Source organism: Erythrobacter sp. RANMB8 (genome assembly GCF_056848235.1).
Genome location: NZ_JBREHG010000003.1, coordinates 223,848 through 241,933 on the forward strand (window position 1 = coordinate 223,848; position 18,086 = coordinate 241,933).

Here is an 18,086-nt window from a genome sequence, read left to right on the forward strand (position 1 = left end):
AACCTGCACAAGGTTACGCCGGATTGGCAAGCGCGGCGTATTTGGCGATCCAGCGCCGGTCGATGCGGTGCTTCCAGCGCAGCACCCATGCCCCTTGGGCAGACCACGGGCCATAGCTGGCAATCGCCGATCCGTCGCCGGTGTTGATCAGGTAAAGGCTGTGGCGGCGTGGATGGTAGGCGGCTTGGGGAGGCTCGCCCGCCAGCACGGCGCGCAGGTTGGCGGCGATCACCGGTCCGGCGAAGACCGCGTGGACACCCGACCGGGCGAGCGGGCGGTCGATCCGGGCCGCGACATCGCCTGCGGCAAAGATGTGCGGGTGCGAGGGCGATTGCTGCTGCGCGGTGACACGGATGAACCCCGCATCGTCCACCGCCAGCCCGCTATCCCGCGCCCATGCCGGTGCCGCACTGCCCAGCGCGGCGATGATCGCATCGGCAGGTTCGAGCGTGGCATCCCCCGCCATGATCGCCCCGCCCTCGATCCGCGCCCTGCCATGGATCACCGCGATATTCTGCCGCGCCAGCGCAGCGGCGACCCTGCGCTGCACTGCCGGGGCAAAGCCGGGCAGCACGCCCCTCTCGCCCGTCACCAGCGTGACATTGGCAGGCGCGCCTTCACGATTGCGCAGCGCAAAGGCAAGTTCTACCCCGCCCGCGCCGCCGCCTGCCACCACCACGCGGGGCAGCGCGGGCAGAGCCTCCAGCCGGCGGACAAAGGCGCCGATCGGGCGCACGTCGATCAAGCGCGGATCATCGCCCAGCACGGCCCGCGCCCGCCCCTCCCCGCCGGTGTCGATCGATGCAAGGTCGAAGGCGATGGTCTGGCCGCCCGCTGTGGTCACCCTGCGGGCGTCCGGCTTAATCGCGGCGCAGCGATCGAGCACCAGCTCCGCCCCCGCCCGCCGCGCCAGCGCGGCCAGATCGACCAGCCCCGCCGCGCTCGTGTGCTGTCCCGCGATCCAGCCGGGCACCATGCCGGAATAGCGCAATTCCGGCTCCGGCGTCAGCAGCACCGCCTGCGCGCCCGCAGGCCGACCGCGCGCGATCCAGTCGGCCAGCACCGCCACATGGGCGTGCCCTCCACCGATCAGCAGCAGCCTTTGTGCCTCCACCTGCGCAAACTCCCCCGCTGTATCCGATAATCCTGCGCTTCATTGCCCGCGGTTCAGCCAAGAGCAAGGAATGAACGCTATCGGACTGCCCAGACGACAATGCTTCGCAATAGCTTCTCATAGGTTTGTATATTCAAGAAATTGCACATGTCGCGCCGCGCAGGAACCGCAGGCGCGCTGGGCGATTGACCACTTGCAGCAGCAAGGCATTGCGCTTCATGCAATCCGGCTTAACGCGCCGGGCGACATGCGGGCGCAAGGCGGATATATCCCGGTTTCCGAGGGGCCGGCACCTGCGGTGCGATTGCGTGAACACAGGTTTCGATATGAAAGGCTGCCATGGCAGGTGAAGGCCAGAATAACGGCGCGGAAATCTCGCTCGCCAAATTCTTCAGGATTTTCTTCGAGATCCTGAAGCCCGAAGCGAATTTCTACTGGCTCGCCGCGGTCTATGGCATCGGCATCAGCCTGTTGAGCCTTGCCACGCCGATTTCGGTGCAGATGCTGATCAACACCATCGCCAACACCGCGCTCACCGCGCCGCTGGTGATGCTGTCGCTGACGCTGTTCGGGCTGCTGACCATCTCCAGCCTGCTCTATGCCCTGCGCGTCCACCTGATGGAGCTGTTCGCGCGGCGGTTCTACGCCCGCATGGTGGCCGAAATCTCGCTGATTTCGGTCTATGCGCAGAACCCCTTCTTCGGCGACTTCAAGAAAAGCCCGCTGTTCAACCGCTATTTCGATGTGGTCTATGTCCAGACCGCGATCCCGATCCTGTTCATCGGCGGGTTCACCACCCTGTTGCAGATTGCCGTGGGGTTTGTGCTGGTGAGCCTCTACCACCCCTATTTCCTCGGCTTCACGCTGGTGATGATCGCGCTGATCTGGGTGGTGTGGCTGATCTGGGGCGGCCGTGCGCTGCGCACCGGGATCGACCTGTCCCATGCCAAGCACCAGACCGCCGGATGGCTTGAACTGATCGGCGGCTCCAACGGCTTCTTCAAGTCGCAGCGCCGCATCGACTACGCGCTCGACAAGACCGACGAGTTCACCGGACGCTACATCGTCGAACGCAAGCGGCACTTCCGCCACCTGTTCTCGCAGACCATCGCCTTCCTGCTGATGTATGCCGCCGCCAGCGCAGCGCTGCTGGGGCTGGGCGGGTGGCTGGTGATCCAGAACCAGCTTACGCTCGGCCAGCTGGTCGCGGCCGAACTGGTGCTGTCGGCGGCGTTCTTCGGCGTGGCGCAGCTGGGCAGCTATCTCGGCTACTTCTACGACCTGTTCGCCGCGGTCGAGGAAATCTCGCATTTCTACGATGTCGAACAGGAACAGCCCAAGGGCGCCGACCCCTTCGAAGGGCCGGACCACACCATCGTCATGAAGGCCGTGCGCGGCCATGCCCGGCATGAAGAGGCGCAGTTCGATCTCGAAATCCCGAGCGGATCGATCATCATGGCCGCCGCCAGCCATCACGGGGTGCAGCGGTTGTTCAACAACCTGCTGAAGATGCACGTCCTGCCGCAGGGCGGCTATGCCACGCTCGGCGGGATCGACGTGAAGGACATCGAGGCGCACCACCTGCGCAAGAACGTCCACGTGCTCGACCGGCCAACCTTTGTCGAAATGACGATCCGCGAATATCTCGCCCTGTCGTGCAAGGACACCGCGCCCAAACGGATGGTCGCCGCGCTGGAAACCGTGGGGCTCGCCGATACCATCGCCACCTTCGACAAGGGGCTGGACACGCCGATCGCATCGACCGGCTTTCCGCTGTCCTCGGTCGAATTGCAGCAGCTGAAACTCGCCAACGCGCTGCTCGAAAGGCCGCGCATTCTGGTGCTGTCGCGCCTGTTCGACCTGCTTGACCCCGAACCGCTGCAACGCGCCATCAGCGAACTGCGCGAACAGGCCTATTCGACCGTGATCTGTTTCTCCAACCGCCGCATCGATCTGGGCTTCGACCGGTTCCTCTATCTCGAAGCGAACCGGCAGACCTATTTCGACAATTTCGACGAATTCTGCGCGGCGGCGAATGCCGGCGCCAACGGGCAGGCGGAGGGCTGACCATGGACATGCTCAAGCAGGACATGGCCCACTTCACCACGCTGGCCTCGATCAAGACCCCGCGGGTGATGCGCGCGGTGTTCGTCATGCTGCTGGTGGCGATCGTCATCGCGGTTGCCTTCCTGATCTATGTGCCGTGGGTGCAGACCACCTCGGGCCGCGGGGTGGTAACCACGCTCAGCCCCAACGAACGCAAGCAGGATATCAACGCGCTGGTGCCGGGCCGGATCGAGGAATGGTACGTGCGCGACGGCAGCTCGGTGAAGAAGGGCGATCCGATCGTCCGCATCGCCGATATCGATCCCAACCTGCTCGACCGTCTGCGCGCCGAACGCGGCCAGATCGAACTGCAACTCAAGGCCGCGCAATCCGCGCTCGCCACCGCGCAGATCGACGAACGCCGCAGCCGCGAGCTGTTCGAGGCGGGGCTGGCGGCAAGGCGCGATTTCGAACTGGCGCAGATCAAGGTCGCCGACATGCAGGCGCGGGTGGCCGCGATGCAAGCCGATCTCAACCGCGCCGATGTGAACATCTCGCGCCAGTCGGTGCAGATCGTGCGCGCCCCGCGTGACGGCTTCATCCAGAGCCTCAACGCAGGCGATGCCGCCACCTACATCAACGCGGGCGACGTGCTGGCGACCTTCGTGCCCGACAATGCCCAGCGCGTGATCGAAATCTTCATCGACGGGCGCGATGTCGCGCTGGTGAAGAAGGGTGACCGCGCGCGCATCCAGTTCGAAGGGTGGCCCGCGGTGCAGTTTTCCGGCTGGCCCTCGGTCGCGGTCGGCACCTTCGGCGGGCGGGTGATCGCGGTCGACCAGTCGGCGCAGGTCGATGGCCGGTTCCGCGTGCTGATCGCCGAGGAAAAGCTTGATGGCTACAGCTGGCCGGAGGAACGCTACGTCCGCTTCGGCGCGGCGGTGCAGGCCTGGGTGCTGCTGGAGACAGTGCCGGTCGGCTACGAAATCTGGCGTCAGCTCAACAACTTCCCGCCTGTGCTTCCGCCCGCGGAAGGCGCCGGGCAGGCCAAGTGACGATGAAGCGCAGGCTGGCCTTGACGAAGCTGGGCGCGCTGCTCGGCGGGGCGGCGCTGCTGGCGCTGGCTGCGCCGGCGCCCGCTGCCGCGCAGGATATCGCCGCGGTGGGCGAGCCGCTCGATGTGGCGCTGACCACCGGCCCGCTGCTGCCCGACGAGGTGCTGCGCTCCTCCGCCCTCACCTTCCCCGCGATCCTCGAAGCCTTCGAGCGCGAAGCCGCCGCCCGGTCAGACCAGCTCGCCGCCGACGGCGCGTTCGATCTGATGCTGAAGGGCGAATATTACGACCGCCTCACCGGCTTCTATTCGGGTGGCTTTGCCAAGGGTGAAGCGCGCCAGCCGCTGCGCCCCTATGGCGCGGAAGTGTTCGGCAGCTACCGCGTGTCGGACGGCACCTTCCCGACCTACGAGAACATCAATTACACCAATGCGCTGGGCGAGATCAAAGTCGGCGCGCTGTTTTCGCTGCTGCGCAACCGCGACATCGACAGCCGCCGCTTCGCGATCGAGGACACGCGCCTTGCCGCCACGCAGGCGCAGCTCGATGTGCTGCTGGTGCAGCTCAACGTTCAGCACGAAGCGCTGCGCGCCTATTGGCGCTGGGTCGGCGCGGGCGAGGAAATCCGCGTGTTCGAGGAACTGCTCGAAATCGCCGAGGCGCGCCAGATCGGTCTCACCCGCGAAGTGCGCGAAGGCGCCCGCGCGCGCATCGCGCTTACGGAAAACGAACAGAACCTGCTGCGCCGCCGGTCCTTGCTGGAAGAGGCCAAGCGCAATTTCGCCACGGCGTCGAACAGCCTCGGGTTCTATCTGCGCGGCTCGGACGGGCAGATGATCGTCCCCACCCGCGAGATGCTGCCCGATATGGCGCAGTTCCGGGCGATCCCCCCGGCGGAAAAGCTGGCCGCACTGCCGACCAGCGAAGTGATCCGCAACCGCCCCGAACTCCAGACCTTCAAACTGGCGCTCGAACGGGCGAACAACCGCGTGGCGCTGCGCCAGAACGATCTGCAACCCTCGCTCACGGCCTCGGTCGAGCTGTCGCGTGATTTCGGGCAGATCGGGCCGGGCGGGCCGGGCTTCGATTCGACCGATACGGTGGTGGGCGTGACCTTCACCGTGCCGCTCCAGCGCCGCGAGGCCCGCGGGCGGTTGCAGCGCGCCGAGGCTGAACTGCGCGAAACCGAACTGCGCCAGCGCCGCATCGCCGACCAGATCACCACCGAGGTCAGCAATATCCTCGCCAATCTCAGCGCCGCGCTGAAGCTGGGGGAACTGGCCGATGCCGAGGTCAAGCAGGCGCAGCAGATGGTGCAGGCCGAACGCACGCGGTTCCGGCTGGGGGCGGGCGATTTCTTCCTGGTCAACGTGCGCGAGGAAGCCGCCGCCAACGCCCAGATCAGCGCAATCCGCGCCGATCTGAGTGCGCGTCTGGCCGAAGCCAGCTACAACGCGGCGACGATGAACCTTACTGCGCTGGGGCTTCGCTAGGGGCAGCAGCCGCCGCAGCTTGGGCTTCCGCAGCCGCGGCAGCCTCCGCCGCAGCCGCCTCGGCCGCTGCCTTGGCCGCCGCCTCGGCTTTGGCCTTCGCCCTCGCCTCGGCCAGCCCGATCAGATCGACCGGCACATCGCGCTCATAGGCCAGCACCCCCGGCACCGGCGGAATCCGGCCTACCAGCGCCCGCAGGAAGTTGTTGCGCTTGCCCGCCGCCCGCAATTCGGCCTTGGCGCTGGGATATTGCGCCAGCGATGCCGGCACGCTCCAGTCGGTGTCGCGCGCAGGGCGGTCGGGCAGCATGGTGCGCTCGAAGGTCGATTGCTCCAGCGCCTTGCGATCCGCCCAGTCGAGGCTGAGGAAATCGCCGAGCGAGGTGATCTGCCCCGCCTTGGCTTCGAACTTCACCGAACCCATGCAATAGCACTGCCCCAGCACCGGCGTGCCGGGCAGATAGAGCACCGGGCCGAACCAGGTGTATTCGCCCGGCTCCACCTCGATCAGATAGCTGAAGCTCTTGTTCTCGCCATCGACCTTGTCGAACACGAATTGCGGGCCGAAGGGCACGATCATGCGGTAATCGATCGGCGTGATCGCGAAGTTTTCCTCGGTCGGCTCTTCGGGCTTTTCCTTGGGCGGACGGCCGGATTTCACCGCGATGTCATAGCGCTTGAGCTTGCCGGGATAATCCTTCTTCGCATCCTCCAGCTCCTCGCGCCACTTCGCCTCGTAATTGGCGATTTCTTCGGGCGACGGGGTCTTGAGGAAGATGCCGTTGGTGCGGTTGCGCGGGCTGTTGACGTAGATATAGGCCTTGGCCGGATCGATCTTGGCCTTGCCCGAAGTAATGTTCTTCAGCTCGATCTGCTTGTAATCGGCAACGTCGGGCTTGATCTTCTCGGCAGCGGCAGGGGTCGCGGCCAGCGCCAGCGCGCCCGCGATCAGAGTGATGATGCGCTTCATGGTTCGAGCACCTCCAGAGCGGGCTTGGGACCGGATGCGACACGCGCCTGCTTCAGCAGCGCGGCTTCGCGATCCTTGGCGTTTTCGCGGCTCAGCCCTTCCTCGAAATGGAATTCCTGCCACAGGTCCTTTTTCAGGCCATAGCGGTCATAGCCCTTGTAGAACATGCAGTTGCGCAGATTGATACGCTTGATCCGGCGGCGTTCGGCGCTGCCGAAGATGGCATCGGCCATCAGCCCGCCCAGCGCCCCGCCGATCCCGCCGGCCAGCGCGCCATATTGCGACATGGCCGATGCGATCGCGGCATCATTGGCACCCATGTAGAAATTGATCCCGCTCGCCAGCGAATCGCATTCGGTGATGTCGGCATAGGCGTGGGCAAAATCGGTGTCGGGCCGGTGGAAGAAGAAATACTTGTCGAAATCCGCCGCGATGGTCGGGTCCGGCGTATAGGCCAGCGACGGCATCGCCACCGCTTCCACTTCGGCGGCGGTGAAGGTCTTCATCGGTGGTTCGGTCTTGATCGCCTGCGCCTGCACCGCGGCAGGCAGGCTTGCCAACACGGCAAGCATAGCGGTGTGCAGCAATTTCATGGATATGCGCCCCTTTCCCCCTGCGCGTGAAGTGACAGAGCGAAAGGCCGTCTGCAAGCCTATATCTTCCCCCGGAGCGCCTGATAGGCCGCCGCCGATACCGTGTTGGCGAGGTTCAGCGAGCGGATCACGCCAGACCGCATCGGCAGGTGGAACAGGCGGTCATCATGGCGCGCGATGATCGCTTGGGGGATGCCCTTTGTCTCCTGCCCGAAGACCAGGAAGGCGTCATCGGGGTAGTCCGGCTCGTAGAAGCTGCGGCTGCCGAATTCCTCGAACAGGAACAGCTGGTCAGGCCGGGGCGCGCGGACGGCGAGGAAGGCGTCCCAGCTGGCATATTCGGTGAGGTGCACGTGGGGCCAGTAATCGAGGCCGGAGCGTTTCACCCGCTTGTCGCTGATCTCGAAGCCCAACGGGTGGATCAGGATCAGCTCCATATCCAGCGCCACACAGGTGCGCCCCACCGCGCCGGTGTTGCCGGGGATTTCGGGCTGGATCAGGACGATGGAGAGTTTGGGGGTAGTCACGAGCGGTGACCCCGGCGGCACAGGCCCACCCCTAACCCCTCCCGCAAGCGGGAGGGGAACCCGATGCACCGCTTCTCCCCTCCCGCTTGCGGGAGGGGTCGGGGGTGGGAACGCGCAATCAGCCCAGCTTGCCCTTGAGCAGCTGGTTGACCACCGCCGGATTGGCCTTGCCCTGCATCGCCTTCATCGTCTGGCCGACGAAGAAGCCGAACAGCGCTTCCTTGCCGGCGCGGTATTGTTCGACCTTGTCGGCGTTGGCGGCGATGATCGCGTCCACGGCGGCTTCGATGGCGCCGGTGTCGGAGACCTGCTTCAGCCCCTCGGCTTCCGCGATTTCAGCAGGATCGCGACCGGTCTTGAGGACGATCTCGAAGATCTCCTTGGCCTGCCCGCCGCTGATCTCGCCCTTGTCGGCCATGGCGAGGATGCTTGCCTGCGCGGCCGCCGTGGCGTTGGCGGGGTCTGCTTCATCGCCCAGCGCCTTGATCACCCCCGGCGCGACCGAGAGTGACCAGTTGGCGACCTGCGTGGCGACTGCGGCTTCGCCCTTGCCGGTGACCTTGGCGGTTTCCGCCAGCAGGGTCTCGAAGCGCGCGAAGGTTTCGACCTCGGCGGTCAGCTCGCGGGCGTTGTAGGGGGTGAGGCCGAGCACCTCGACATAGCGCTTGCGCTTGGCATCGGGCAGTTCGGGCAAGGACGCGCGGCATTCGGCGAGGAAATCCTCCTCCAGCACCAGCGGCAAAAGGTCAGGATCGGGGAAGTAGCGGTAGTCGTGCGCGTCTTCCTTGCTGCGCATGGTGCGCGTGGTGCCGGTGCCGGGGTCGAACAGGCGGGTTTCCTGCACCACCGTGCCGCCCGCTTCCAGCACATCGACCTGCCGCATCGCCTCATGCTCGATCGCCTGCATGACGAAGCGCACGGAGTTGACGTTCTTGGTCTCGGTGCGGGTGCCAAACGGCTCGCCGACCTTGCGCACGCTGACGTTCACGTCGGCGCGCATCGAGCCTTCTTCCATGTTGCCATCGCACGAGCCGACATAGCGCAGGATCGCCCGCAGCTTCCTCAGGTAAGCCCCTGCTTCGGCAGGCGAACGCATATCGGGCTTGGAGACGATCTCCATCAGCGCCACGCCCGAGCGGTTGAGGTCGACGTAGGACATGGTCGGGTGCTGATCGTGCATCAGCTTGCCCGCGTCCTGCTCGACGTGAATGCGCTCGATCCCGATGACCTTGTCCTCGGGGATGCCCGCCTTCTCGTCCGCCTCGATCAGCAGTGAGCCTTCGCCCACAAGCGGATGATAAAGCTGGCTGATCTGGTAGCCCTGCGGCAGGTCGGCGTAGAAGTAGTTCTTGCGGTCGAACCGCGACCACGCATTGATCTGCGCCTCGATCGCCATGCCGGTGCGCACCGCCTGACGGATGCATTCGCGATTGGGCACGGGCAGCATTCCCGGCATCGCGGCATCGACAAGGCTGACCTGCGCATTGGGCTCGGCACCGAAAGCCGTGGCGGCGCCGCTGAACAGCTTGGAGTTCGAGGTCACCTGCGCATGGACTTCAAGGCCGATCACGACCTCCCATTCACCCGTGGCACCCTGAATGCGGTAGTTGCTCATTGCTCGCCTTCTGTCTTGTCCGTGTTGTCGATCCGCCGTGCGGGGCGGATGGTCTGGTCTTGCGGTGGCTTGCGATCGGAGATCACTCTGCCGCTCGCATCAAACCGCGCTTCGCCGTGTTCGATCGTGCGCGACAGATAGAACGCGAAAGCGGCGATCACAATGAAGGCGATGAGGAAAATCACGGCAAACAGCATCAAACCACCTCGAACCAGAACGCGCTGTTGCTCCAGTAATCCTCCACCTGCCGCGAGGGGAAGACACGGGCCAGCAGCGGATCATGATACTGCGCCAGCCAGTTCATCGCCAGCAGCACGCGGTAACGCGGCGAATGGGCAATCATGGCTTCGAGCAGATATTGCTCGTTCCACAGCCGCCGGTCGCCGCGCAGCCATTTTTCGGGGTAATCGAAGGGCGTGAAAATGTCATGCGCGTGGATGATCACCCCGCTGGCGAGGCGCGGGATCACCGCCTGATACAGCGTCAGCACATCGCCGAAGGGGCGGATCACGTGGCTGGAATCGATGAACAGCACATCGCCCGCCTGCAACCGGTCGAACGTGCCGGGCGGCAGGGCCTCCACCCTCTGGCGGATCACCTCGACGCCGGTGGCCTCAAGCCACGGCTTTTCGTAAGGCTCGATGCAAATGTGTTCGCAAGGGCGGCCTTCGGCGGCATTGCGGGCGAGCGCACGCGCCGCCACCAGCGTTGACTGGCCCGAACCCACCTCGATCATGCGCGCCGGTTTCAGGTGGCGGAGCATGGCATAGAGCGCATCGGCATCGCCGGAGCCGTATCCGCCCGCATCATAACGGAACGCCCGCTCACCCGGCGCAGGGGTGGTCAGCTGCGCGAGTTCATCCTGACAAGCGAAGGATGCGACCAGATCGAGTTGCGCCGCCGCGCGCAGGTCGATCCCCGGCAGATCGCGGGGCTGCGTCACATCGGCAGGCAGATCGGCATCGCGGTAGGTGGGGTGATAGTAATGCGTGGAGCGCCACTGCACCCCGGCCTTGTCGGCCTGCTTCAGATAGCGCGGATAGCCCGCCGGCCAGTTGCCCACCGCCCGGAACAGCGGCGCGCCGAGCGTGACGACCAGAGCCGCCACCGCATCGGCCAGCCGCCTCAGCATAGGCGCGGCCACACGGCCATCCTTACCACCACTTCTCCGGCTTGGCGGTGAACCCGGCGCGCTGCTGGATCGCGAGGCCGGCGTTGAGCACGCCCTGCTCGTCGAACGGACGGCCGACGATTTGCAGACCCAGCGGCAGGCCATCGGCGTTGATCGTCGCAGGCACGCTCATCGCCGGAAGGCCTGCAAGGCTCGCAGGAACGGCGAAGACGTCGTTGAGATACATGGTCAGCGGGTCTTCGTTCATCGAACCGAGCGGGAAGCTCGCCGTCGGCGTGGTCGGGGCGAGGATCACGTCGCACTCGGCAAAGGCGCGCTCGAAATCGCGGGCGACCAGTGCGCGCACCTTCTGCGCCTGCGTGTAGTAGGCGTCGTAGAAGCCTGCCGAGAGCACATAGGTGCCGATCAGGATGCGGCGCTTGACCTCGTCACCGAACCCGGCGGCGCGGGTGGCGGCGTACATGTCCTGAAGGCCGACATTGTCGGGCAGATCGCGCAGACCGTAGCGCACCCCGTCATAGCGGGCGAGGTTGGACGATGCCTCGGCAGGCGCGACGATGTAATAGGCAGGCAGCGCGTATTTGGTGTGCGGCAGCGAGACGTCGACGATTTCCGCACCCGCATCCTTCAGCCAAGCCTTGCCCTGCTCCCACGAATCGAGGATCGCCTGATCGGTGCCCTCCATCCGGTATTCGCGCGGAATGCCGACCTTCTTGCCGCGCAGGTCGGAATTGAGGGCCGCTTCCCAGTCGGGCACGTCCATCTGGAGCGAGGTCGAATCCTTGGGGTCGAACCCCGCCATCGCGCCCAGCATGATCGCGCAATCTTCCACCGAGCGCGCCATGGGACCGGCCTGATCGAGGCTGGAGGCAAAGGCGACAATGCCCCAGCGCGAGCAGCGGCCATAAGTCGGCTTGATCCCGCAGATGCCGGTGAAGGCGGCGGGCTGACGGATCGAACCGCCGGTGTCGGTGCCGGTCGCCGCCGGGGCGATGCGCGCGGCGACAGCGGCGGACGAACCGCCCGAGGAACCGCCGGGGCTCATCGCGGCGTTGCTGCCCGCCTTCTTCCACGGCGAGGTGACATTGCCGAAATAGCTCGTCTCGTTCGACGATCCCATCGCGAACTGGTCAAGGTTGAGCTTGCCCAGCATCCCTGCGCCCGCGTCCCACAGTTTCTGGCTGACGGTGCTTTCGTAGCGCGGTTCGAAGCCTTCGAGGATGTGGCTCGCGGCGGTGGTCTGCACGCCGTGGGTGGCGAACAGGTCCTTCATGCCGATCGGCACACCCGCCATCTTGCCCAGCGCCTCGCCCGCAGCACGGGCCGCGTCCACCTTGTCGGCGGCGGCGAGCGCGTGGTCGGGGGTGGTGACGATGAAGGCGTTGAGCGCAGCGGCTTCGGCCACGGCGGCATTGAAGGCCTCGGCCACTTCACGCGCGGTGAAGTCACCCTTCGCCACGCCATCGCGGATGTCTTTCACGCCGAGAGAGGTCAGGTCAGTCATATTGTCTCCCCTCCCGCCTGCGGGAGGGGCCGGGGGTGGGCCTGACCGCAGACGGAGGTTTTGTTGTTCGTGCCCACCCCTGGCCCCTCCCGCGAGCGGGAGGGGAACAGGCGGGCAAAGCGCAAATTCACTCGATCACCTTGGGCACGCCGAAGAAGCCGTGTTCTGCCGCAGGGGCATTGGCGAGCACATCGGCCTGCTTGCCGCCGCCGGTCAGCGGATCGGCATCGATCACATCGTCGCGCAGGCGCAGGGTGTTGGGGATCACCGCCGCCATCGGCTCGATCCCGGTCACATCGACTTCGCCCAGCTGTTCGACCCATTGCAGGATGCCGTTCAACTCGGGCACCATGCGTTCGAGCGCGGCATCATCCATGCGGATGCGCGCGAGGCTGGCGATCTTGGCGACGGTTGCCTTGTCCACCGACATGAGCCGTCCGCCCCTTACTGGCCCGGTGCGGGCGCTGCGCCCGGCGCGCCGCCCGGGGCACCGCCCTGCTGGCCCATCTGCGACTGCATCGCCTGTTGCAGGATCGCGAGGTTCCGCTCGAACGTCTGCTGGCTCATGATGTCGATCACTTCGATCTCGAACACCAGATCGGCGTTGGGCGGGATCGGCGCGCCCTGCGGCGGCTGGGCGCCGTAAGCCTTGTCGGCGGGGATGAAGAGCGAATACTTGCCGCCCTTCTGCATCTGCTGGAGCCCTTCGAAGAAGCCGGGGATGGTCGCCCCTTCCTCGATCGGGAAGGGCGTGCCTTCGGGGAAGATGCCCTGCACGGGGAGCGGAATGTCACGCGATTCGTCGAACACAGTGCCGTCGCTCGCCAGCTTGCCCTTGTACTTCAGGAACACGACATCGCCCATCTTGGCCATCGCGCCGGTGCCGGCCACCTGCGTGTCGATATCCAGCCCGCGCGGCATCGCGGCCCAGGCGAGCCCGCCGCCCACGGCCATGGCCAGCGCCACGCCCAGCCACAGCTTGGTCAGCGAACCCTTGGCAACGGGCTTGATCGGAACGGCGGTAATTTCGGTCATGGATCTGTCCTGCGTGGCAGCGCGCCTTGCGCCGCGTGATGACGACAAAAGGGCGCGGAATGAAACCGCGCCCTGATGGCTGATCGGAAAGGGGGATTCAAGCGCTTCCCGTCATGGAAGGGCGCTTGGCGACGGGATTATTTGCTCCCGTCACGCTCCATCCGCTTGCGCTCCATCTTGCGGGCGCGGCGCACGGCAGCGGCCTTTTCGCGGGCGCGCTTTTCCGAGGGCTTTTCGTAGTGGCGACGCAGCTTCATTTCGCGATAAACGCCTTCACGCTGCAGCTTCTTCTTGAGCGCGCGCAGGGCCTGATCGACATTGTTATCGCGAACCATGATTTGCATAAACGAACACTACCTCGGTTTCAAAACGCCAGAGCCCGCCCGAATCACGCGGGGTTACGCGGTCAATTTCCAATGAAAGACGGGCGATTCCCAAGGGGAGCCGCCCTCCAAACCGCGCCCCGATAGTCCAACACCGCCCGAAAGGCAAGCCGCCAGAGCGATCCGGCCAATCTGCGCCCCTGCTAGGCAGAAGCGCGCTGCGGCGCTAAGAGCCTCTCGCATGACCTCCCCTGCCCTTTCTCCGCTTGCCGCATCGGCTCTGGTCGCCGGTGGCGGCGCGCTTGGCGCGCTGGCGCGTTACCAGACCGGCCGCCTTGTGTCCCATGTGCTGGGTTCGCGCGCCGCAGATGCCTTTCCGTGGAGCACGCTGGCGGTCAACCTCGCCGGATCGCTGGCGATGGGCCTGCTGGTCGGCTGGCTTGCCCGCCACGGCGCGAACGAGGGCCTGCGCCTGCTGCTCGGCGTGGGGGTGCTGGGCGGGTTCACCACCTTCAGCGCCTTCAGCCTTGAAATGGTGATGCTAGCCCTACGCGGCCATGCGGGGCTTGCGGCAGGCTATGCCGCCGTGTCGGTGATGGCAGGGCTGGCGGCACTGTGGCTGGGGCTGGCGATGATGCGGGGTGCCGCATGACCACCACCCCGCCGCCTGCCGACAACGTCCGCCAGTTCACCGTCGCCGAGGATGACGACGGCATCCGGCTTGACCGCTGGTTCAAGCGCAACCTGCCGCAGATCGGATTTGCCACCGTGTCGCGCTGGGCGCGCACCGGGCAGATCCGGGTGGATGGCAAGCGCGCCAAGCCCGAAGATCGCCTGTCCACCGGCCAGCAATTGCGCGTGCCGCCGGGCGGAGAGGATGCGCCCGCCGCGAGAAAAGCCGCCCCCCGCGCCCGCCCGCTCTCGCCCGAACAGATCGCCGAAGCCAAGGGCATGGTGATCCGCGAAACGCCCACCGCGATCGTATTGAACAAGCCCCCCGGCCTCGCCACGCAGGGCGGCAGCAAGACCACCAAGCATGTCGACGGGCTACTCGATGCCTTCATCGAGGATGACCGCACGCCCCGCCCGCGGCTTGTCCACCGGCTCGACAAGGACACCTCCGGAGTCCTGCTGATCGCCCGCACGCCGGGCAGCGCGGCGAGTTTTTCCAAGCGGTTCGCCAGCCGCAGCGCGCGCAAGGTCTATTGGGCGCTGGTGGTCGGCAATCCGCAGCTATCCGAAGGCGTGATCGACGCTCCGCTGGCCAAGCAGCCGGGCACCGGCGGCGAGAAGATGCATATCGACGAGGAAAACGGCGCAGCGGCCAAGACCCGCTACCGCGTGGTCGACCGCGCCGGGCAGCGCGCCGCATGGGTGGAGCTGGAGCCGCTGACAGGGCGCACCCACCAGCTGCGCGTGCACATGGCGGCGATCGGCCACCCGATCGTGGGCGATGGCAAATATGGCGGGCCCGATGCCTTCCTCACCGGCGCGGTCAGCCGCAAGATGCACCTGCACGCCCGCCGGTTGATCATTTCCGAACCCAAGGCGGGAGAGGGAACGGGCGGCAAGCTCGATGTGACTGCCGAACTGCCCCCGCACTTTGCCATGAGCATGGAAGTGCTGGGCTTCGATCCCGCCATGTCGGACGCCTCGCCCCTGCGCGAGGAAACCCCCGAAAAGTCGGCGGAAGAAAAGAAGCAGGCCGCCCGCCGCCATTTCAAGCAGGCGCGCAAGGAAGAACGCAGCCCCCGCCGTGCGCGCGGCGCGGCGAACAAGGCGGCAAGGCCCAAGGCCAAGCCCAAGGCCAAGCCGAAAACAGCGGGCAAGCCCAAGCCGGGCGGCAAGCCCCGCAAGCCGGCGCGCTGATGCATCCCGATCCGCTCTACCGTTCGGACGACCGCGCCCTGTGCGAAAGCCTGATCGACCAGATCGGCTTCGGCATGGTGTTTGCCCAGACGCCGGACGGGCCGCGGGTGGCGCACACGCCGCTGATCGCGACCGGCGATGGCGCGGTGCAGTTCCACCTGTCGCGCGGCAATGCGCTGACCCGCCATCTCGAAGGCGGAACCGCGCTGATCGTGGTCAATGGCCCGGATGCCTATGTGTCCCCGCGCTGGTACGACAATCGCGATACGGTGCCGACATGGGATTATGTCGCGCTGGAGCTGGAAGGCCGGGTGCGGCGCATGGCGGATGAAGGTCTGGAAGCCTTCCTCCACGCCGCCATCGCAAAGCACGAGGCGCGGCTGGCGGGCGCGCCGTGGCGGGCGGAGGAATCCTCCGAAAAGGTCTGGGCCGGACTGTTCCGCGGGATTACCGGCTTTGAAATGGAGGTGCTGGCATGGCGCCCCACCTTCAAGCTGTCGCAGAACAAGCCCGCCGCCACCCGCGAACGCATTGCCGAAGGGCTGGAAGCGGCAGGCTCCGCCGCGCTCGCGCACCTGATCCGGGGGCTGGCGGCATGAGGCTCGCCCCTGTGCGTCTGGCCGTGTTCGATTGCGACGGCACGCTGGTCGACGGGCAGGCCGATGTGTGCTGGGCGATGGAGCGCGCCTTTACCCGCGCCGGGCTGGCCGCGCCCGAGCCGCAGGAGGTGCGCCGCATCGTCGGGCTCAGCCTGCCCGCCGCCGTCCGCGCCCTCGCCCCCGATCTGCGCGACGACCAGAACGCGGCGGTGACCGAATTCTACCGTTCCAGCTTCCGCGCCCGGCGCGAGGAAGGGCTGCTGGACGAGCCGCTTTATGATGGCGTCGCCGATCTGCTGCGCAATCTGCACGGCGCGGGCTGGAGCCTTGCGGTGGCCACCGGCAAATCGGACCGCGGGCTGGCCGCCTGCCTTGCCAGCCATGGCATTGCCGATCTGTTCGTCTCGCTCCAGACCGCCGACCGCCACCCTTCCAAACCCCACCCCGCGATGCTCGAAGCCGCGCTGTTCGAGGCCGGGGCCGAAGCGCATCAGGCGGTGATGATCGGCGACACCAGTTTCGACATGCTGATGGCGCGCAGCGCCCTCGTGCCCGCCATCGGGGTCAGCTGGGGCTATCACACCCCCGCCGAACTGCTGGCCAGCGGCGCGCAGAGCGTGGCGCATGATGCCGCCATGCTCGCCGCCGCGCTGGAGGAAGCGCTGGGATGAGCCGTTCCCCCCGCGAGGTTGCCGAGGCCCGCGCTCGCAATCGTTTCATCGCCATCACCGCAGCACGCTTCGGCGGGGTGGCGATGGTGATGTTCGGCTTTGCGATCGTGCGCGGCATCATTGATCTGCCCTATCTGGCCGGAGCAGCCATCGCCGTGCTGGGCGTTGTCGAGATCTTCGTTCTGCCCTTCGTCATGGCACGGGCTTGGAAGAGTGGAGACGAAAAGCGCCCATGATCCGTAGGTTTTACAAGGACGTAACGCTCGCACACCATGCGGGCGGGTTTCAGGTGATGCTCGACGGGCGCGGGGTGAAGACCGTGGGCGGCGCGGCCCAGATCGTGCCCACCGCGGCGCTGGGCGAGGCGCTGGCGGCGGAATGGCGCAATCAGGGCGAGAAAATCGACCCTGCCAGCCTGCCGCTGCGCGACATGACCGATTACGCGATCGACATCGTCGCCGCCGATCCTGCCGCCATCGCACAGGGCCTTGTCGCCTATGCCGAAACCGACACGCTGTGTTACCGCGCCGATCCGGACGAGCCGCTCTATGCCCGCCAGCAGGAGGTGTGGGAGCCGCTGCTCGCCGCGTTCGAGGCTGCACACGGCATTGCGCTGGTGCGGGTCAGCGGGGTGCTCCACCGCCCGCAGCCGCCCGAAGCGCTGGCGGTGCTGCACGCAAGGCTGATGACGCTCGATCCCTTTGCGCTGGCGGGGGTGGAAGCGATGGCGAAGCTCGCCGCCTCGCTCGTCACTGCGCTCGCCGCGCTGGATGCCGCGCAGGAGGAAGAACCGCTCGCGCTGTGGCAGGCAGTGTGCCTTGAGGAAGAATGGCAGGCCGATCTGTGGGGCCGCGACTGGGAAGCGGAAGAACGCCGCCAGAAGCGCGAGGCCGATTTCCTGCGCGCCTGCGCCTTTGCGCGATTGGTGCGGAGTTAACCCCCCGCAACCCAGTCCGCGACTTCGCCCGCCACGCGGTTCGCCGCCACGTTCAGCGCTGCGCCCACGGCGCGACCTTCTGCCGGAACGCCGGCCTCGCGCGCTTCGAAGCGGCGGGTGGCGACCTTGCCGTCGGTGCCGATCCGCACCGCATCGAACCGCACCACCGCAGCCGATCCCTTCGCGTCGTAGCCCATGTCGATCAGCGTGCCGCGCACTGTCATCGTCGCCAGCGTGGCGGTGTCATCGCCGTCGATCACCATGGCATTGCCGCGCGCACGGATCGTCTCGCCCACCAGCCGCCGGAACAGGCGGGCGGGCTTTTCCACCCAGAACGCCTCTTGCAGATAGGCAAGCTCGGTATCGCTCACCGCCACCGGCACGCGCAGCACATCAAGCTTGGCGGGGGTATCGAAGGATAGCACCGCGATCACCGGCTGCTCCGATCCGGCAGAGGCCCCCGCCCCGGCAGGCGCCCGCGTGGCGGGATTGAGGGTCAGCAGGCTTTCGGGCGGCGGACCGCCAAGGCTGATGCAGCCCGGCAGCGCCAGCAGCAGCGGCGCGAACAGCAGGACGGGCCGGTTGCGGATGTTCATGCGATCTGTC

The 18,086-nt window shown here is 66.5% G+C and carries 21 protein-coding genes; 9 read left to right on the forward strand and 12 right to left on the reverse strand.

The window, feature by feature from the left end; genetic code table 11:
• Window positions 1–13: 13 nt before the first annotated feature.
• On the reverse strand, window positions 14–1,114 hold the full coding sequence (locus ACU0AG_RS07345) for an FAD-dependent oxidoreductase (RefSeq protein WP_482781605.1): 1,101 nt from the start codon (window positions 1,112–1,114) through the stop codon (window positions 14–16).
• Between the two features lie 339 nt (window positions 1,115–1,453).
• Here ACU0AG_RS07345 and ACU0AG_RS07350 point away from each other — a divergent pair, with 339 nt between their 5' ends.
• The 3 genes from ACU0AG_RS07350 to ACU0AG_RS07360 are packed head-to-tail and all read left to right on the forward strand — an operon-like array spanning window position 1,454 to window position 5,708.
• A complete protein-coding gene (locus tag ACU0AG_RS07350) occupies window positions 1,454–3,181 on the forward strand; it encodes an ABC transporter transmembrane domain-containing protein (protein ID WP_482781606.1) in 1,728 nt (575 codons plus the stop codon).
• Between the two features lie 2 nt (window positions 3,182–3,183).
• Complete coding sequence (locus tag ACU0AG_RS07355; protein WP_482781607.1) at window positions 3,184–4,215, forward strand: HlyD family secretion protein; 1,032 nt, start codon at window positions 3,184–3,186, stop codon at window positions 4,213–4,215.
• 2 nt (window positions 4,216–4,217) lie between these two features.
• On the forward strand, window positions 4,218–5,708 hold the full coding sequence (locus tag ACU0AG_RS07360; RefSeq protein ID WP_482781608.1) for a TolC family protein: 1,491 nt from the start codon (window positions 4,218–4,220) through the stop codon (window positions 5,706–5,708).
• Here ACU0AG_RS07360 and ACU0AG_RS07365 read toward each other — a convergent pair.
• The 10 genes from ACU0AG_RS07365 to rpsU all read right to left on the reverse strand — a co-directional run bounded on the left by ACU0AG_RS07365 (window position 5,686) and on the right by rpsU (window position 13,425).
• A complete protein-coding gene (locus ACU0AG_RS07365) occupies window positions 5,686–6,675 on the reverse strand; it encodes a hypothetical protein (RefSeq protein WP_482781609.1) in 990 nt (329 codons plus the stop codon). The two genes, ACU0AG_RS07360 and ACU0AG_RS07365, sit on opposite strands and share 23 nt — an antisense overlap.
• Complete coding sequence (locus tag ACU0AG_RS07370; RefSeq protein ID WP_482781610.1) at window positions 6,672–7,268, reverse strand: hypothetical protein; 597 nt, start codon at window positions 7,266–7,268, stop codon at window positions 6,672–6,674. The genes ACU0AG_RS07365 and ACU0AG_RS07370 overlap by 4 nt, the downstream gene beginning before the upstream one ends.
• Before the next feature lie 59 nt (window positions 7,269–7,327).
• Entirely contained in the window at window positions 7,328–7,795 is a 468-nt protein-coding gene (locus ACU0AG_RS07375) for a tRNA (cytidine(34)-2'-O)-methyltransferase (RefSeq protein WP_482781611.1), read from the reverse strand.
• 118 nt (window positions 7,796–7,913) lie between these two features.
• On the reverse strand, window positions 7,914–9,410 hold the full coding sequence (gene gatB / locus ACU0AG_RS07380) for an Asp-tRNA(Asn)/Glu-tRNA(Gln) amidotransferase subunit GatB (RefSeq protein ID WP_482781612.1): 1,497 nt from the start codon (window positions 9,408–9,410) through the stop codon (window positions 7,914–7,916).
• The gene (locus ACU0AG_RS07385) at window positions 9,407–9,607 is read right to left on the reverse strand and encodes a hypothetical protein (RefSeq protein WP_482781613.1); all 201 of its coding nucleotides are present in this window, start codon (window positions 9,605–9,607) and stop codon (window positions 9,407–9,409) included. Before ACU0AG_RS07385 ends, gatB begins: the two co-directional genes overlap by 4 nt.
• Complete coding sequence (locus ACU0AG_RS07390) at window positions 9,607–10,554, reverse strand: class I SAM-dependent methyltransferase (protein WP_482781614.1); 948 nt, start codon at window positions 10,552–10,554, stop codon at window positions 9,607–9,609. The genes ACU0AG_RS07385 and ACU0AG_RS07390 overlap by 1 nt, the downstream gene beginning before the upstream one ends.
• Before the next feature lie 10 nt (window positions 10,555–10,564).
• Window positions 10,565–12,046 carry an Asp-tRNA(Asn)/Glu-tRNA(Gln) amidotransferase subunit GatA gene (gene gatA / locus ACU0AG_RS07395; RefSeq protein WP_482781615.1) on the reverse strand — a complete coding sequence of 494 codons (1,482 nt, stop codon included), beginning with the start codon at window positions 12,044–12,046 and terminating at the stop codon, window positions 10,565–10,567.
• A gap of 127 nt (window positions 12,047–12,173) precedes the next feature.
• The gene (gene gatC / locus ACU0AG_RS07400) at window positions 12,174–12,476 is read right to left on the reverse strand and encodes an Asp-tRNA(Asn)/Glu-tRNA(Gln) amidotransferase subunit GatC (protein WP_482781616.1); all 303 of its coding nucleotides are present in this window, start codon (window positions 12,474–12,476) and stop codon (window positions 12,174–12,176) included.
• Window positions 12,477–12,490: 14 nt separating this feature from the next.
• Window positions 12,491–13,081 (reverse strand): FKBP-type peptidyl-prolyl cis-trans isomerase, encoded by a 591-nt coding sequence (locus tag ACU0AG_RS07405; protein WP_482781617.1) that lies wholly within the window; start codon window positions 13,079–13,081, stop codon window positions 12,491–12,493.
• 137 nt (window positions 13,082–13,218) lie between these two features.
• Window positions 13,219–13,425, reverse strand: coding sequence for a 30S ribosomal protein S21 (gene rpsU, locus ACU0AG_RS07410; protein ID WP_017664771.1), 207 nt, complete (start codon window positions 13,423–13,425; stop codon window positions 13,219–13,221).
• Between the two features lie 220 nt (window positions 13,426–13,645).
• Here rpsU and crcB point away from each other — a divergent pair, with 220 nt between their 5' ends.
• Genes crcB through ACU0AG_RS07440 form a run of 6 tightly spaced genes read left to right on the forward strand, consistent with a single transcriptional unit; the run spans window position 13,646 to window position 17,480 of the window.
• The gene (gene crcB, locus ACU0AG_RS07415) at window positions 13,646–14,056 is read left to right on the forward strand and encodes a fluoride efflux transporter CrcB (RefSeq protein ID WP_482781618.1); all 411 of its coding nucleotides are present in this window, start codon (window positions 13,646–13,648) and stop codon (window positions 14,054–14,056) included.
• Window positions 14,053–15,273 (forward strand): RluA family pseudouridine synthase, encoded by a 1,221-nt coding sequence (locus ACU0AG_RS07420; RefSeq protein WP_482781619.1) that lies wholly within the window; start codon window positions 14,053–14,055, stop codon window positions 15,271–15,273. Before crcB ends, ACU0AG_RS07420 begins: the two co-directional genes overlap by 4 nt.
• Complete coding sequence (locus ACU0AG_RS07425; RefSeq protein WP_482781620.1) at window positions 15,273–15,872, forward strand: FMN-binding negative transcriptional regulator; 600 nt, start codon at window positions 15,273–15,275, stop codon at window positions 15,870–15,872. Before ACU0AG_RS07420 ends, ACU0AG_RS07425 begins: the two co-directional genes overlap by 1 nt.
• On the forward strand, window positions 15,869–16,543 hold the full coding sequence (locus tag ACU0AG_RS07430; protein ID WP_482781621.1) for an HAD-IA family hydrolase: 675 nt from the start codon (window positions 15,869–15,871) through the stop codon (window positions 16,541–16,543). The genes ACU0AG_RS07425 and ACU0AG_RS07430 overlap by 4 nt, the downstream gene beginning before the upstream one ends.
• A complete protein-coding gene (locus ACU0AG_RS07435) occupies window positions 16,540–16,779 on the forward strand; it encodes a hypothetical protein (protein WP_482781622.1) in 240 nt (79 codons plus the stop codon). The genes ACU0AG_RS07430 and ACU0AG_RS07435 overlap by 4 nt, the downstream gene beginning before the upstream one ends.
• Window positions 16,776–17,480: an ATP12 family chaperone protein gene (locus tag ACU0AG_RS07440; RefSeq protein ID WP_482781623.1), complete on the forward strand. Its 705-nt coding sequence runs from the start codon at window positions 16,776–16,778 to the stop codon at window positions 17,478–17,480. Before ACU0AG_RS07435 ends, ACU0AG_RS07440 begins: the two co-directional genes overlap by 4 nt.
• Here ACU0AG_RS07440 and ACU0AG_RS07445 read toward each other — a convergent pair.
• Window positions 17,477–18,076, reverse strand: a complete 600-nt coding sequence (locus tag ACU0AG_RS07445) for an ABC-type transport auxiliary lipoprotein family protein (RefSeq protein ID WP_482781624.1) — start codon at window positions 18,074–18,076, stop codon at window positions 17,477–17,479. The genes ACU0AG_RS07440 and ACU0AG_RS07445 overlap by 4 nt on opposite strands.
• Between the last annotated feature and the right edge of the window lie 10 nt (window positions 18,077–18,086).

What these genes read in the sequence shown, in the direction of transcription:
- ACU0AG_RS07405 (WP_482781617.1), bottom strand. Translation starts at nt 13,081, where the DNA reads ATGACCGAAATTACCGCCGTTCCGATCAAGCCCGTTGCCAAGGGTTCG.
- gatC (WP_482781616.1), bottom strand. Translation starts at nt 12,476, where the DNA reads ATGTCGGTGGACAAGGCAACCGTCGCCAAGATCGCCAGCCTCGCGCGC.
- gatB (WP_482781612.1), bottom strand. Translation starts at nt 9,410, where the DNA reads ATGAGCAACTACCGCATTCAGGGTGCCACGGGTGAATGGGAGGTCGTG.
- rpsU (WP_017664771.1), bottom strand. Translation starts at nt 13,425, where the DNA reads ATGCAAATCATGGTTCGCGATAACAATGTCGATCAGGCCCTGCGCGCG.
- ACU0AG_RS07350 (WP_482781606.1), top strand. Translation starts at nt 1,454, where the DNA reads ATGGCAGGTGAAGGCCAGAATAACGGCGCGGAAATCTCGCTCGCCAAA.
- ACU0AG_RS07445 (WP_482781624.1), bottom strand. Translation starts at nt 18,076, where the DNA reads ATGAACATCCGCAACCGGCCCGTCCTGCTGTTCGCGCCGCTGCTGCTG.
- ACU0AG_RS07370 (WP_482781610.1), bottom strand. Translation starts at nt 7,268, where the DNA reads ATGAAATTGCTGCACACCGCTATGCTTGCCGTGTTGGCAAGCCTGCCT.
- gatA (WP_482781615.1), bottom strand. Translation starts at nt 12,046, where the DNA reads ATGACTGACCTGACCTCTCTCGGCGTGAAAGACATCCGCGATGGCGTG.
- ACU0AG_RS07420 (WP_482781619.1), top strand. Translation starts at nt 14,053, where the DNA reads ATGACCACCACCCCGCCGCCTGCCGACAACGTCCGCCAGTTCACCGTC.
- crcB (WP_482781618.1), top strand. Translation starts at nt 13,646, where the DNA reads ATGACCTCCCCTGCCCTTTCTCCGCTTGCCGCATCGGCTCTGGTCGCC.
- ACU0AG_RS07440 (WP_482781623.1), top strand. Translation starts at nt 16,776, where the DNA reads ATGATCCGTAGGTTTTACAAGGACGTAACGCTCGCACACCATGCGGGC.
- ACU0AG_RS07425 (WP_482781620.1), top strand. Translation starts at nt 15,273, where the DNA reads ATGCATCCCGATCCGCTCTACCGTTCGGACGACCGCGCCCTGTGCGAA.
- ACU0AG_RS07385 (WP_482781613.1), bottom strand. Translation starts at nt 9,607, where the DNA reads ATGCTGTTTGCCGTGATTTTCCTCATCGCCTTCATTGTGATCGCCGCT.
- ACU0AG_RS07430 (WP_482781621.1), top strand. Translation starts at nt 15,869, where the DNA reads ATGAGGCTCGCCCCTGTGCGTCTGGCCGTGTTCGATTGCGACGGCACG.
- ACU0AG_RS07365 (WP_482781609.1), bottom strand. Translation starts at nt 6,675, where the DNA reads ATGAAGCGCATCATCACTCTGATCGCGGGCGCGCTGGCGCTGGCCGCG.
- ACU0AG_RS07355 (WP_482781607.1), top strand. Translation starts at nt 3,184, where the DNA reads ATGGACATGCTCAAGCAGGACATGGCCCACTTCACCACGCTGGCCTCG.
- ACU0AG_RS07360 (WP_482781608.1), top strand. Translation starts at nt 4,218, where the DNA reads ATGAAGCGCAGGCTGGCCTTGACGAAGCTGGGCGCGCTGCTCGGCGGG.
- ACU0AG_RS07435 (WP_482781622.1), top strand. Translation starts at nt 16,540, where the DNA reads ATGAGCCGTTCCCCCCGCGAGGTTGCCGAGGCCCGCGCTCGCAATCGT.